Source organism: Mesorhizobium sp. CA14 (assembly GCF_020165195.1).
Lineage (GTDB): Bacteria > Pseudomonadota > Alphaproteobacteria > Rhizobiales > Rhizobiaceae > Mesorhizobium.
Genome location: NZ_JAIUHR010000010.1, coordinates 90,540 through 103,186, shown reverse-complemented (window position 1 = coordinate 103,186; position 12,647 = coordinate 90,540). Strand labels below are relative to the sequence as shown.

Here is a 12,647-nt window from a genome sequence, read left to right as displayed (position 1 = left end):
CTCGACACCTCCCCCCCGATCGACGGGGTAGAGGAAGGGCGCGAACTTCATTCAGCCAGGCTCCCTTCCTCTCCCTCCGGAGGGGGGAGAGGTGGCGCTGCGAAGCAGCGACGGAGTGTGGGAACCACTTGGCAACCATCTCTCCCCTTGAACGAGAAGGAAGGGAGGAACGCATGAACCGCTCTATTGCCTCCAAGCGCTCCTCTTGGCCGCGCTGGGCAAGGCGTGGCCTGATGGAAAACATCGCGACCGCGATCATCGCGATCGGCTTCCTGATGCTGTTCCAGCCTTTCGCGCTGTCGCTCTACACCTATTCCTTCATCACCATGCTCACCGGCACGGTGATGTTCATCATCGTCTCGAAATTCCCGGAATAGATATGGCCGAGATCCGTGTTCAGAACCTGAGGAAGGCCTTCGGCGCATTCGTCGCCGTGCAGGATTCCAACTTCGTCGTCGAGGACGGCGAGTTCTTCGTCATGCTCGGGCCGTCCGGCTGCGGCAAGACGACGACGCTGCGCATGATCGCCGGCCTCGAATTGCCGACCGGCGGCAAGATCCTGCTCGGCGGCGAGGACGTCACCATGCGACGGGCGCGCGAGCGCGACATCGCCTTCGTCTTCCAGCTCTTCGCGCTCTACCCGCATATGAATGTGCGCCGGAACATCGGCTTTCCGCTGCTTGCGCAGGGCATGCCGCCGGCCGAAATCCGCAGCCGCGTCGAGGAGACGGCGAAGCTGTTGCGCATCGACCATCTTCTCGACAAGTCCGTCTCCGGCCTTGCCGGCGGCGACCGCCAGCGCGTCGCGCTCGGCCGCGCCATCGTGCGGCGGCCGAAATGCTTTCTCATGGACGAGCCGCTCGGCACCCTCGATACCGAGTTCCGCGATCTGATGGTGCACGAGCTGCGCGAGCTGCACAATCGCATCCACGCCACGACCGTCTATGTCACGCACGACCAGATGGAAGCGATGTCGATGGCCGACAAGATTGCGGTGATGAATCACGGCGTCATCGAGCAGTTCGGCACGCCGCGGGAAATCTACGACCGGCCAGCAACCATGTTCGTCGCCGATTTCATCGGCTCGCCGCCGATGAATTTCCTGAAGTTCGGCGGCGGCCTCGCCAAGGGCGCGAAGGAGATCGTCGTGCAGGGCGCCAAGGTGGCGGTACCGGAAGTGCGCGAGGATATCGCTCCGGCCGACATGGCGCTGGGTATCCGGCCTGAGCACATCCGCTTCGACGATGGCTCGAAGCTGCGCGGCGCGATCTACGGCACCGAATATCTAGGCACCACGCAGATCGTCGCCGTCGAGACGGCAGACGGCATCATCAAGGCCCGGGTGCCGGCGGGCATCCATCTCAGCCCCGGCGAACAGGTCGGGCTGGCGCTGAACGGCGCGCGGCTGTCGCTGTTCGAGAAGGGCTCCGGACGAGCGGTCCGGACCGCCATGCATGATCAGGCAGCGGAGGCGCGCCATGGCTGACGTTCACATCCAGGGCGTGACCAAGAGTTTTGGCGACACCGTCGCGATCAACGATCTCGACCTCGTTATAAAGGACGGCGAATTCGTCGTGCTGCTCGGGCCGACCGGCGCCGGCAAGACGACGACGCTGAGGCTGATCGCCGGGCTGGAACGGCCGGACAGCGGCACGATCCACATCGGCGGCCATGACGCGACGGCGCTGTCGCCGGCAGAACGCGACACCGCCTTCGTCTTCCAGCAATATTCGCTTTACCCGCATCTTTCGGTGTTCGACAATCTCGCCTTCCCGCTGCGCTCGCCGGCGCGGCGGTTTCCGGAAGAGGCCGTGCGGCGGCGCGTCGAGGACGTGGCGCGCATGGTGCGCATCGACCACAAGCTCGACAACCGCTCGACAAAACTGTCGGGCGGCGAGATGCAGCGCGTCGCCATCGGCCGCGCCCTGGTGAGGAAGCCCGCGATCTACCTGATGGACGAGCCGCTGTCCTCGCTTGACGCCAAGCTGCGCGCCGATCTTCGGCTCGAGCTCAAACGCATCCAGTCCGAGCTCGGCGCCACCATGCTCTATGTCACGCATGACCAGATCGAGGCGATGACCATGGCCGACCGCATCGGCATCCTCGCCGACGGCGTGCTGGTGCAGATCGGCACGCCGCGTGCGATCTATTCGGAGCCGGCGAACCTGCATGTCGCGGCCCGTCTCGGCCAGCCGGCGATCAACCTCTTGCCGGCAGGGCTTTTGCCCGACGGCGGCGTGCCGACCGGAACAATGACGATCGGCGCCCGCACCGAGCATCTCGCGATCGAGAAGGCGCTGAACGGTCATGCCGACGGCGTCGTCGACTGGGTCGAGCATCTCGGCGACCAGAACCATCTGCATGTGACGGTGGGGCCGAAGAAGCTGGTGACGCTGACCGGTCCCGACACGCCGCTCGCAAAGGGGGACAGAGTGACGATCCGCTACATAGCGCCGCTTTATTTCGGCTCGGATGGGCAGAGATTGATGTAGCCGGCCACGCGCTTATCGCACACCGATTGACGACCGCAGATACGGACTGGACGAAATTCATGAAGCACTTTTTCAACCGCAAGGACACGATCGTCACCGAGGCGCTGGACGGCTTCCTCGCCACGACGGGATCGGGTGCGCTCGCCCGCCTCGACGGTTATCCCGAGATCAAGGTCGTGCTGCGCGCCGAGTGGGACAAGACGAAGGTGGCCGTGGTTTCGGGCGGCGGTGCCGGGCATGAACCCTCGCATGCCGGCTTCGTCGGCGCCGGGATGCTGACGGCGGCCGTCTCCGGCGAGATCTTCGCTTCGCCGAGCGTCGAGGCGGTGCTGGCGGCGATCCGCGCCACGACGGGGTCGGCCGGCTGCCTGCTGGTCGTCAAGAACTACACCGGCGACCGGCTCAATTTCGGACTGGCCGCGGAAAAGGCGCGCGCCGAGGGCCTTGCGGTCGAGATGGTGATCGTAGGCGACGACATCGCGTTACCCGACATCGCCCAGCCGCGCGGCGTCGCCGGCACGTTGTTCGTGCACAAGATCGCCGGTCATCTGTCCGAAGCCGGTCACGACCTGGCGTCGGTTGCCGCGGCGGCGCGGGCGGCGGCCAAGGACATCTTTTCGCTCGGCATCTCGCTTTCCTCCTGCTCGATCCCCGGACAGGCGCATGAGGAGCGCTTCGGCGCGAATGATGGCGAGCTCGGCCTGGGCATTCATGGCGAGCCGGGCGTCGAGCGCATCGCGCTGCAGAGCGCCAGCGCGTTCGTCGCTGTCATGGCCGAGCGCCTCGCCGCGCAGCTCGATCCCGGCAGCCATTATGCCTTGCTGATCAACAATCTCGGCTCGGTGCCGCCGCTCGAAATGTCTTTGATCGCCAACGCCGTCTTGTCCTCGCCGCTGGCGAAGGCCGTGGCGCTGACGATCGGCCCCGGTCATCTGATGACGGCGCTCAACATGAACGGATTCTCGCTGTCGCTGCTCAAGCTCGACGCGGAACGCGAGGCGGCGCTGCTGGCGCCTGTCGGCCCGCATGCCTGGCTGCCGGCGAAGCCGGTTCGTCAGCCGGCCACTATCGCAATGGCCAAACCTGGCATAGGCACAGCCATAAAGCCCGCCAGCCGCGATGCGGCCGCGGAGCGGCTGATCAGGGCCGTCTGCCAGAAGCTGATCGCGCTCGAAGAGCCGCTCAACGCGCTCGACGCCAAGGCGGGCGACGGCGACACCGGCTCGACCGTGGCGATGGGCGCGCGCAGCATTCTCGAGCGCATCGACACGCTGCCGCTCGCCGACAAGGCCGCGACATTTGCCGCAATCGGCGATACGTTGGGCACCTCGATGGGCGGCTCCAGCGGCGTACTGTTGTCGATCTTCTTCACGGCCGCCGCACAGACTTTGCGTTTCGGCGCAACTTCACCCAAGGCGCTGCTCGCCGGGCTAGACCGCATGACTTTCTACGGCGGCGCCAAGGCCGGCGACCGCACCATGGTTGATGCGCTGGAGCCGGCACTGCGGGCGCTTGATGCAAGCGGGCTGGAAGCGGCGGCAGAAGCGGCGCGGCAAGGCGCCGAGGCAACCGAGGCGATGCAGAAGGCGAAGGCCGGCCGCTCCGCCTATATCGGCAGGCAGCTTGACACAGCGGATCCAGGCGCCTTCGCGGTCGCCAAAGTTTTCGCTGCCGTGGCGGCGCTGTTCGCCCCGGCATGAAGGACAGACAATGGCCGCAGCCGATTTCTCCCGATTGATCGCGGCGGCGGCCGATACGATCGCGGCACATGCCGAGGAATTGACCGCGCTCGACCAGGCCATCGGCGACGGCGACCACGGGCTGAACATGAAGCGCGGCTTCGAGGCCGTGCGTGCCGAGGCCGACGCCTTCGCGACGAAACCGCTGCCCGAGGCGCTGAAGGCGGTCGGCACCAAGCTGGTGATGACCGTGGGCGGCGCGTCCGGCCCCTTGTTCGGCACATTGTTCATGGCGCTCGGCAAGGACCTGTCGGCAGTACCCGATCGAAACGGACTGACGGCGGCGCTGGGCAAGGCGATCGAGGCGGTCGCGGCGCGCGGCAAATCGCAGCCGGGACAAAAAACCATGCTCGACGTGCTGCAGCCGGTGTATGAGGCATTGGCGCAAGGTCAGACGGCTGGCGAGATCGCCGATGCAGCCGACAAGGCTGCGGAGGCCACGGTGCCGATGAAGGCTCTGCGCGGGCGCGCTTCCTTCCTGGGAGAGCGCTCGATCGGGCATATGGACGCCGGGGCGCGCTCGACCGCGCTGCTGGTGCGCGCAGTCGCGGAAGCCATAGAGGGCAATTGATGAGCAATGTCGGGATCGTCATCGTGTCGCATTCGCCCCTGGTCGCCGAGGGCACGGCCGACATGGTGCGCCAGATGGTGGGCGACGAAGTGCCGCTTGCATGGTGCGGCGGAAACGGCCATGGCGGCCTCGGCACCAGCGTCGAGGCGATCATGGACGCGATCGACAAGGCCTGGTCGGAAGCCGGTGTCGCTATACTGGTCGATCTCGGCGGCGCCGAGACCAACTCGGAGATGGCGGTCGAGATGATCGGCGAGCCGCGCTCCCACAGAATAGTCGTCTGCAACGCGCCGATCGTCGAGGGCGCGGTGATGGCGGCAACCGAATCCTCCGGCGGCGCCTCGCTCAAGGAAGTGGTGGCGACGGCGCATGAATTGTCGCCGTCGTGAACGAACGGGAACCGACTGAATGTCCGCATCCGCCGAAGCAACGGTCCTGATCACCCACGCGGTGGGATTGCACGCACGCCCTTCGGTGAAGTTCACCAAGCTCGCCAAGTCGTTCGCTGCCGAGGTGGAGGTGGCGGTGGCTGCCAACGGCCCCTGGTTCGACGCCAAGAGCATCGTCAAGGTGATGGCGGCCAAGGCGCCGAAGGGCACCATGCTGCATATCCGCGCCAAGGGCGAGGGCGCGGTCCAGGCGGTGAAAGCGCTGGTCGATCTGGTACAGCGCGACTTCGACGAGGGCGTGGATCATGCCCGGTCCGCTTGAGACCGATCTGCATGACGGCAGGCCCGCAAGGAAGGCGAGCCATGCGGGTTGAGGGTATCCCCGCCTCTCCCGGTTACGCCGAAGGCCCGCTGTTCGACCTCGACCAGCCTCCGGCCAACTACAAGGCCAAGGCGAGCGCCGAGGAAGAACAGGTCGCACTGGTAAAGGCAATCGGCAAGGCCGTCGGCCGGCTGGCCGCGCTGATCGAAACCGCCGATGGCGACGCCGCCGGCATCCTCGAATTCCACATCGCCGTGCTGGAGGACGACGCGTTGAGCGGTCCGGCCTTGGCGGCGATCGGCTCCGGGCAGCCGGCGGATGTCGCCTGGCGGACCGCGCTGGACAGCGAGATCGCCGGCTATGAAGCGTCGGACCAGGACTATTTCCGCGCCCGTGCCGCGGATTTGCGTGACATCCGCGACCAGGTGCTGCGCGCGCTGAGTGAGGACAGCGAGGCCGCGGCACCCCCGGGGGCGATCCTCTACGGCGAGGACATCGCGCCGACGCGCTTCCTCGAAACCGATTGGAGCGAGGGCGGCGGCATCGCGCTCAAGCGCGGCAGCACCGCCAGCCATGTCGCTATGCTGGCGCGCTCGCGCGGCGTGCCGATGGTCGTCGGTCTCGGCGACGAGGCTGAAACGCTCACCGGTGTCGCGCTGCTCGACGCCGAACGCGGCGCGATCGTTTTCTCGCCGTCGCCGGCCGAGATCGAAGCCTTCCGGCAATCCGCCTCCTCTTTCGCCGACCGGCTCGGCGCGGCGAAGACATTCCTGACGGAGCCGGCGGTGACCAAGGTCGGCACCGCCGTGCGCGTCCAGGTCAACATCGCCTACCCCTCCGACGTCGATGGAATCGAAATCGAAAGCTGCGACGGCATCGGCCTGATGCGGACCGAATTCCTGTTCGGCAAGGCGCTGCCGGACGAGGAGACGCAATACCGTGCCTATCGCAAGGTACTGGAATGGGCCGGCGACAAGCCGGTGACCATCCGCACCGTCGATGCCGGCGGCGACAAGCCGGTGCCGGGTTTCACCGTCGAGGAAACCAACCCGTTTCTCGGTCTGCGCGGCATAAGGCTTTCGCTGGCGCGGCGCGATGTCTTCCGCGTGCAGATCCGGGCATTGCTGCGCGCCGCCATCCACGGCAATCTGAAGGTGATGTTCCCGATGATCGCCACGCCCGAGGAGTACAGCCAAGCCACCGCGCTGTTCGCCGAAGAAGAAGCCGCGCTTGCCGCGCGGGGCGTGGCACACCAGCTTCCGCCGCTCGGCATCATGGTGGAGGTGCCTTCCGTCGCGCTGGCGCCCGAAGCCTTCGCCGGTGTCGCATTCTTCTCGATCGGCTCCAACGACTTGACGCAATATGTGATGGCGGCCGCGCGGGACAACGCAGCCGTGGCGCATCTCAACACCGTGCGCCACCCGTCGGTGCTGCGGCTGATTGCTACGATCACGGCCTTCGGGCGGGAGAGAGGTATTCCGGTCAGCCTATGCGGCGACGCGGGCGGCGATCCGGCAGCCATCCCGGCGCTGCTCGAGGCGGGCTTGCGCGACCTATCGGTCGCTCCTGCGCAACTCGCCACGGCCAAGGCGGCCATCGCGGACGTTGCGGTGTAGACGCGGCATGGCCAGGACCGAGAAGATATCGGAAACAGGCTCGGAAGAGGCGATCCGCGCCTATAAGACGATCCTGTCGCAGGTCATCGACCAGCGCCCGTCGGGCATGCGCCAGCGCCTTGCCGATGCGCTCGGCAAGCACCGCAGCTTCGTCACGCAGATCTCCAGCCCGGCCTATTCGATCCCGATCCCATCAAAGCATCTGCCTTCCATCTTTTCCGTCTGCCACTTCAGCCAGGCCGAGCGCGACCAGTTCATGGCCGCCTATCACCAGGCGCATCCCGGCAAAGCGCCCGCGGCCTCAGGGCCGCGCAAGACGCGTCATGTCTCGCTCATCGTGCCGGATTTCGGCGACGACAGGCAGAACGCCGCGCTCGACCGGGCGATCAACGAATTCATCCAGAAAATAACCAGCATCGCCGGCAAGGGTAGCGGCTAAAGCAGGAACAATTCCAGGAAAAGTGTGTAGCGGTTTTCCGTTCGGAATTGCGTAAACTAAGACCGTCGGGAGGACCGTCATGAAGAAATTCATCAATTCAGTGGACACGGTGCTGGCCGAAAGCCTCGATGGCTTTGCGGCGGCTCACGCCGACATCCTCGTGCTTGGCGACGACCGCAAATTCATCCGCCGCAGGGCGTTGAAACCCGGCAAGGTGGCGCTGATCTCGGGCGGCGGCTCCGGCCACGAGCCGCTGCATGGCGGCTTTGTCGGCCACGGCATGCTGGACGCCGCCTGCCCCGGCCAGGTCTTCACCTCGCCGACGCCCGACCAGATGCTGGCGGCCGTCCAGGCTGTCGACACCGGCGCCGGCTGCCTGTTCATTGTCAAGAACTATGAAGGCGATGTGATGAATTTCGACATGGCGGCCGAGATGGCGGACGGCGTGCTGCAGGTGGTGACCAATGACGACGTCGCGGTCGAGAACTCGTCCTACACGACCGGACGGCGCGGGGTGGCCGGCACGCTGGTGGTTGAAAAGATCGTCGGCGCGGCGGCGGAGCAAGGCATGGCCCTGCCCGCGCTCAAGGCGCTGGGCGACCGCATCAATGCCGCGACGCGCTCCATGGGCGTGGCGCTGACCAGCGGCACGGTCCCCGCCGCCGGCAAGCCGACCTTCGAGATCGGCGATGGCGAGATGGAATTCGGCGTCGGCATCCATGGCGAGCCCGGCCGGCGGCGCGATGCGCTGAAGAGCGCCGACGCCATCGCCGGGGAGGTCTGCGCGACGATTGCCGGCGACCTCGGCGACCGGGTCAAAGGGCCGGCGCTGCTGTTCGTCAACGGCTTCGGTGGCACACCGTCGATGGAGCTCTATCTGATGTACAACAGCGCCCGCAGAATGTTCGAGAGGCAGGGCGTGACGGTGGTCCGCTCGCTGGTCGGGTCCTATGTGACCTCGCTCGACATGGCGGGATGCTCGATCACGCTGACCACGCTGGACGACGAAACGTCGGCACTTTGGGACGCGCCGGTACACACGGCGGCGTTGCGATGGGGCATTTAGAGGTGCAAGCGAAGGCTGCGAACCTGGCTTAGGCCGGTGTTTTCGAGGCAACGGCTACTACAGTGGACAGCTTACCTGCCTTGCGCAGAACTGGCGCTTGATATTGCTTCTTGGTCATTTTCATGCCTCCGACTCCAGGTTGTAAGAATGCGGCAAAGCTATTCACACTGTCAATTCATGCGGGAGCTTCGCCCTCTCGTTGCTGGCGTCCCTGATGCTTTTCTGCAACCATATCCGCCATATCTGCCTTCCATAACCAATCCCGACCAGATTTGATGCTGCCATCTCTTGCCCCCGCCGATGAAAAACTGCTGCTGACCTTCGCCGACCCCGATGCACCGGCGGCTGTTAGCAGGGATGTTGTGGCCGCAACCCTGCTGGCGCTGCTCGCCAATGCGGAGTTTCACGGCGTGCTGCCGATCATGCTGCGCAAACTCCGGGAGATCGGTGACGCTCGACTGCCGCAGGACGCAGCCCTGCAGCGGAGGCTATCGGAGTTGCGCGACGAGGCGACGATGGCGACCGGCCAATCGATGCTGCTGCAATATCACGGCGACCGCATCATGAAAGCGCTGGCGGCAAAGGGCGTGCCGGCCCGGATCGTCAAGGGGCCGGTGTTCGCGCGCAAGCTCTATAGCCAGGTTGCGGACCGTCCCTTCACCGACATCGACATCCTCGTCGACCCCGCCAGCATCGAGGCGGCCAACAGGACCATCGGCGAATGCGGCTTCGAGCTCGGCAGCGATGAGGCCGAGTCGCATGAACTGCTGGAATTCAAATGGCTGGAGAAAGAGAACTCCAGCCTGCTGGTCGAATTGCATGGCAATCTGGTGCACGACACCGGCATGCGCAGACGCCTGTCGCTTGGCTTCCGCGAGTTGCAGGCAATCGACGGCAGCGAAACCGACACGCCGGCCGCGCTGCTCACCATCGCCATCGTTCATGCCGCCGGCGGCCACAAGTTCCACCGCCTGCAGCTGTGCGTCGACGTGCTGCAAGGCGTGCGGGCGCTGAAATCGCCTCAAGCGGAAGCGCGGCTGCTCGATGCCGCCCGCATGACCGGCATCGAGCTCGAGCTGGCCACGGTCCTCAACGTCACCGGACGCCTGTTCGGCGCGCCGCGCGCGATCGAGCTCGCCGACCGCATCAAGCCGGACCTCTCGATCCGACTGGCCAAATGGTTGATCACCGGCAACATGCTGCTTCGGGTCAATTCTCGCGAGAAGCTGCGCTCGCGCCTCAGCCGCGATGCCTTCCGCTGGGTCCAGAGGCTGGCACGGTCGCGACCATATCCAGCCTGAGCTCGGCATGGAGAAACCGCTCTCGGCCGTATTCATCACCGAGGTTTCGTCCGTCACCGCGCCCATGCTTGCACGCTGGGCAAATGACGGCCACCGCATCGCTGCCGTGGTCGTGCCAGGCCCACGTGCCGGCAAGCGCTTCAGCTTCAGTACCCTGCGCCGCCGCCTGCGGCGACGGTTTGCGTTGATATCTCATCCCAGACACGCCATGCCCCCGCTAATCGAATTCAGCCCGCCCCATGATTGGGATGCGCTCGGGCGGGAGCTCAGCATCGGCGCCGATCTTTTGATCTGTTTCGGATACGGTAGGCTGATCCCGCAAACTGTACTTGAGCTGTTTCCGAAGGGCGGCCTCAACCTGCATCCCGCGCTTCTGCCGCACTATCGCGGCCCGCATCCGATTCACCGACTAGTTATCGACCGGATGCATGAAGCGCATGGCGGCGTGACATTGCACAAGATGACGTCCGGCTTCGATGCGGGCGACATCCTGGCGCAGGTTGGCTTTGCAGCAGGGGATTGGCGTTCGGCCGCAACGGTGAACAAGGCCCTGGCCGACGCGATGGCTGCGCTTGCGACGGATATTGCGCCCGAGTTTTGCCGGGGCAGGCTTGCCGGAATGCCCCAGCCGGATGGGGCTTACGTCTGGGCGCGCGTCGAGCCGGGTCCGTTGATCGTCGGCATGCAATCGTCAAGCGACCATGTCGCGCGGCTGTGCCGATCGTCGGGTCGAGTGTTTCGGTCAGTGTGCTGATCAATGGAACGCCGGCCCGTCTGGCCCAGCCGATCCGCCGCCTGGGACCACCCAGCGGCGAAGCGGCGAAATCCCGATGGGGACTGGTGGAGTTCGACTGCGCCGACGCGCGCGTCGTCCATCTGGCCTATAACAAACTGTCCCGGCTGTTGTTGCGATGGCAGTCGAAACCCCGCCATGGCCGGTGGAACCAGCGATCCTTCGACATCCGGCGTTTCGGCGCGAAGGACTGAGCGCGCGTCAACTCGGCACCGCGGCGCGGATCAGCGCCGCCGCCTCGACCGGCCTTGCCCCGACTTCCAGCGTGAAGGTCGGCACTGCCTTCACCAGGGCCGCGATCGTCGCCATGCGCCTTTTCTGCAGCGACAGCAGGCCGGTCATGCCGGTCCGCACATTGTCGGTGGCCAAAGCCACCATAGCGTCGGTCCTGGCCATCGGCAGCAGCCGGGTCTCGGCGTCTGCCGAGCGTGCAAGGTGCAGGAGCGCGGCGACGGGCCTGGCGCGCACATCCTCGACACGAATGATTTCGCCGAGGCGGTCCAGCGAAACGGATTGCTCGCCCTCGGCATCCCAGTTTTCGCCCAGGCAAGGCGTGACGAAGGGCAACATTGCGGCGGTGTTGCGGTGGATCTTCACCTTGCGCGGCATGCCCCAAGCCGAAATGCCCTGCGCCTTTGCATTGAGGATCATCACGTCATCCGAGCAGAGGCCGAAGCCCCGTGACGCAAGCGCGAGCGACGTCGTCGACTTGCCCGTGCCGCTTGGCGCATGAATGAGAACCAGGCCGTCCTTTCCCGGCAAGGTGAGACCAGCGGTGTGCAGCATATGCTGGCCGTCCGCGTCGAGCGCCGCGTCCAGCACCATCATCAGCAGCGTCCACTTGATCTTGCTGTCCGGACGAAGACGGATTTCGGCCCGGCCCTCGCCGTCGTGGATCGACAGCGTCTGCTGGCCCGGAAAGACGAGATGGAAAACGCTTCCGGCGTCGATCATGCGGCAATGGCCGTCCGGCGGGACGTCGCCGTCGAAAGCCAGCTTTCCTTCGGGATTCTCCGGCAACTCGAGCGTTTCGACAATGTCGACGCGAAAACCGGCCGGGACAGGCTCGTTCATGCGCAGGGTGCCGAGCATCAGGTCAAGGCTCGGCCACAGATCGGCACGCGCGGCGGTGATGCCTATGACCTGGCCGTTGAGGTCGTAGCGGAAAGTCTGGTCGCTCAAGCGGCTGGCGCCTTCATCCTGGCCGGGTGGCGGTAGATCTCCACCATGCCGGGCTGGCTGTCGCTGACCACCGGCTTGCCATCGAGGCAGACCCAGCAATGCGCCGACAGGCGAGGCTCGTGCATCGACTTGGCATCGACGCCGAAACGCAGCTCCGGGTCGAGGCCGGCCATCCGCAGAAAACGAAACCCGAGCAGACCTTCGCGAAGGCATCTGCGGTCGCGCATCAGCCAGGGGCGCCGTACCGTTCGTTTGACGCGATGGACGATGTAGGCCCAGGGCAAGTCGCGATAGGGCGCAGGCGACTGCAGCGGCGCCAGTTTCAACACGCTTTCAAAATCGCGCCGGCCCACCAGCACCGGCATCAGCCGGGCGCTGAGCCACAAATGGGCGCGAAACAGGACGCGCAGGACCAGCCCGTCGGCCATCACGCGCCCGGGTCGGCGAGGATGCCTTCGGCCACCAGCTCGGCGGCCAATTCGGTCATGTCCTGGTCGAGCGTCGCCTTGTCGACCTCGAATTCGTCCGACAGCAGGTCGACGATCTGGTTGAGGTTGCGCGCGCCGTTCACCTTGTCGAGAAAAGCCTCGGTCGTGTCGTTGCAGGTGTAAAGCTGGCCGCTGCGCGCCAAAAGCACGACGGCGCCATCGCCGACATGCTGCACGGAGGCGTCGTCCGCCATCCGCAGCACCGTTTCAGAACCAATCTCAGCCATGCGCCCGCTTCCCTTCGCCCGG

Annotated in this window: 16 protein-coding genes; 13 read left to right on the top strand and 3 right to left on the bottom strand. The window is 65.7% G+C overall.

The genetic code is table 11. The features are described from left to right. The first annotated feature begins 173 nt into the window (after positions 1 to 173). The 13 genes from LB565_RS13655 (at position 174) to LB565_RS13595 (ending at position 10,922) form a co-directional block, all read left to right on the top strand. A complete protein-coding gene (locus LB565_RS13655) occupies positions 174 to 377 on the top strand; it encodes a hypothetical protein (protein ID WP_224584716.1) in 204 nt (67 codons plus the stop codon). A 2-nt stretch (positions 378 to 379) separates the two neighbouring features. After that, positions 380 to 1,486, top strand: coding sequence for an ABC transporter ATP-binding protein (locus tag LB565_RS13650; RefSeq protein WP_224584713.1), 1,107 nt, complete (start codon positions 380 to 382; stop codon positions 1,484 to 1,486). After that, the gene (locus tag LB565_RS13645; protein ID WP_224584712.1) at positions 1,479 to 2,492 is read left to right on the top strand and encodes an ABC transporter ATP-binding protein; all 1,014 of its coding nucleotides are present in this window, start codon (positions 1,479 to 1,481) and stop codon (positions 2,490 to 2,492) included. The genes LB565_RS13650 and LB565_RS13645 overlap by 8 nt, the downstream gene beginning before the upstream one ends. Before the next feature lie 59 nt (positions 2,493 to 2,551). Continuing rightward, positions 2,552 to 4,192: a dihydroxyacetone kinase subunit DhaK gene (locus tag LB565_RS13640; RefSeq protein ID WP_224584710.1), complete on the top strand. Its 1,641-nt coding sequence runs from the start codon at positions 2,552 to 2,554 to the stop codon at positions 4,190 to 4,192. Positions 4,193 to 4,202: 10 nt separating this feature from the next. Next, positions 4,203 to 4,802: a dihydroxyacetone kinase subunit DhaL gene (gene dhaL / locus LB565_RS13635; RefSeq protein ID WP_224584707.1), complete on the top strand. Its 600-nt coding sequence runs from the start codon at positions 4,203 to 4,205 to the stop codon at positions 4,800 to 4,802. Further along, positions 4,802 to 5,191, top strand: a complete 390-nt coding sequence (dhaM, locus tag LB565_RS13630) for a dihydroxyacetone kinase phosphoryl donor subunit DhaM (RefSeq protein ID WP_140650393.1) — start codon at positions 4,802 to 4,804, stop codon at positions 5,189 to 5,191. The genes dhaL and dhaM overlap by 1 nt, the downstream gene beginning before the upstream one ends. 19 nt (positions 5,192 to 5,210) lie before the next feature. Continuing rightward, complete coding sequence (locus tag LB565_RS13625; RefSeq protein WP_224584706.1) at positions 5,211 to 5,513, top strand: HPr family phosphocarrier protein; 303 nt, start codon at positions 5,211 to 5,213, stop codon at positions 5,511 to 5,513. 41 nt (positions 5,514 to 5,554) lie between these two features. Then, positions 5,555 to 7,129, top strand: a complete 1,575-nt coding sequence (ptsP, locus tag LB565_RS13620; RefSeq protein ID WP_224584703.1) for a phosphoenolpyruvate--protein phosphotransferase — start codon at positions 5,555 to 5,557, stop codon at positions 7,127 to 7,129. Between the two features lie 7 nt (positions 7,130 to 7,136). Further along, positions 7,137 to 7,568 (top strand): hypothetical protein, encoded by a 432-nt coding sequence (locus LB565_RS13615; protein ID WP_224527053.1) that lies wholly within the window; start codon positions 7,137 to 7,139, stop codon positions 7,566 to 7,568. 79 nt (positions 7,569 to 7,647) lie between these two features. Beyond that, positions 7,648 to 8,634 (top strand): dihydroxyacetone kinase subunit DhaK, encoded by a 987-nt coding sequence (gene dhaK / locus LB565_RS13610; RefSeq protein WP_224584701.1) that lies wholly within the window; start codon positions 7,648 to 7,650, stop codon positions 8,632 to 8,634. Between the two features lie 275 nt (positions 8,635 to 8,909). Next, the gene (locus LB565_RS13605; RefSeq protein ID WP_224584699.1) at positions 8,910 to 9,935 is read left to right on the top strand and encodes a nucleotidyltransferase family protein; all 1,026 of its coding nucleotides are present in this window, start codon (positions 8,910 to 8,912) and stop codon (positions 9,933 to 9,935) included. Positions 9,936 to 9,942: 7 nt separating this feature from the next. After that, on the top strand, positions 9,943 to 10,689 hold the full coding sequence (locus LB565_RS13600; protein WP_224584697.1) for a formyltransferase family protein: 747 nt from the start codon (positions 9,943 to 9,945) through the stop codon (positions 10,687 to 10,689). Beyond that, complete coding sequence (locus LB565_RS13595) at positions 10,683 to 10,922, top strand: hypothetical protein (protein WP_224584695.1); 240 nt, start codon at positions 10,683 to 10,685, stop codon at positions 10,920 to 10,922. Before LB565_RS13600 ends, LB565_RS13595 begins: the two co-directional genes overlap by 7 nt. A gap of 7 nt (positions 10,923 to 10,929) precedes the next feature. Here the strand turns inward: LB565_RS13595 and LB565_RS13590 are convergent, their stop codons facing one another. Genes LB565_RS13590 through LB565_RS13580 form a run of 3 tightly spaced genes read right to left on the bottom strand, consistent with a single transcriptional unit; the run spans position 10,930 to position 12,625 of the window. Beyond that, positions 10,930 to 11,910, bottom strand: coding sequence for a serine kinase (locus LB565_RS13590; RefSeq protein WP_224584693.1), 981 nt, complete (start codon positions 11,908 to 11,910; stop codon positions 10,930 to 10,932). Next, on the bottom strand, positions 11,907 to 12,338 hold the full coding sequence (locus LB565_RS13585) for a lasso peptide biosynthesis B2 protein (RefSeq protein WP_224584690.1): 432 nt from the start codon (positions 12,336 to 12,338) through the stop codon (positions 11,907 to 11,909). Before LB565_RS13585 ends, LB565_RS13590 begins: the two co-directional genes overlap by 4 nt. Then, positions 12,338 to 12,625: a PqqD family protein gene (locus LB565_RS13580; RefSeq protein WP_224584688.1), complete on the bottom strand. Its 288-nt coding sequence runs from the start codon at positions 12,623 to 12,625 to the stop codon at positions 12,338 to 12,340. The genes LB565_RS13585 and LB565_RS13580 overlap by 1 nt, the downstream gene beginning before the upstream one ends. Positions 12,626 to 12,647 lie beyond the last annotated feature (22 nt).

Excerpts from the sequence above, each read along its gene's own strand:
- LB565_RS13655 (WP_224584716.1), top strand. The coding sequence starts at position 174 with ATGAACCGCTCTATTGCCTCCAAGCGCTCCTCTTGGCCGCGCTGGGCA.
- LB565_RS13650 (WP_224584713.1), top strand. The coding sequence starts at position 380 with ATGGCCGAGATCCGTGTTCAGAACCTGAGGAAGGCCTTCGGCGCATTC.
- LB565_RS13645 (WP_224584712.1), top strand. The coding sequence starts at position 1,479 with ATGGCTGACGTTCACATCCAGGGCGTGACCAAGAGTTTTGGCGACACC.
- LB565_RS13640 (WP_224584710.1), top strand. The coding sequence starts at position 2,552 with ATGAAGCACTTTTTCAACCGCAAGGACACGATCGTCACCGAGGCGCTG.
- dhaL (WP_224584707.1), top strand. The coding sequence starts at position 4,203 with ATGGCCGCAGCCGATTTCTCCCGATTGATCGCGGCGGCGGCCGATACG.
- dhaM (WP_140650393.1), top strand. The coding sequence starts at position 4,802 with ATGAGCAATGTCGGGATCGTCATCGTGTCGCATTCGCCCCTGGTCGCC.
- LB565_RS13625 (WP_224584706.1), top strand. The coding sequence starts at position 5,211 with ATGTCCGCATCCGCCGAAGCAACGGTCCTGATCACCCACGCGGTGGGA.
- ptsP (WP_224584703.1), top strand. The coding sequence starts at position 5,555 with ATGCGGGTTGAGGGTATCCCCGCCTCTCCCGGTTACGCCGAAGGCCCG.
- LB565_RS13615 (WP_224527053.1), top strand. The coding sequence starts at position 7,137 with ATGGCCAGGACCGAGAAGATATCGGAAACAGGCTCGGAAGAGGCGATC.
- dhaK (WP_224584701.1), top strand. The coding sequence starts at position 7,648 with ATGAAGAAATTCATCAATTCAGTGGACACGGTGCTGGCCGAAAGCCTC.
- LB565_RS13605 (WP_224584699.1), top strand. The coding sequence starts at position 8,910 with ATGCTGCCATCTCTTGCCCCCGCCGATGAAAAACTGCTGCTGACCTTC.
- LB565_RS13600 (WP_224584697.1), top strand. The coding sequence starts at position 9,943 with ATGGAGAAACCGCTCTCGGCCGTATTCATCACCGAGGTTTCGTCCGTC.
- LB565_RS13585 (WP_224584690.1), bottom strand. The coding sequence starts at position 12,338 with ATGGCCGACGGGCTGGTCCTGCGCGTCCTGTTTCGCGCCCATTTGTGG.
- LB565_RS13580 (WP_224584688.1), bottom strand. The coding sequence starts at position 12,625 with ATGGCTGAGATTGGTTCTGAAACGGTGCTGCGGATGGCGGACGACGCC.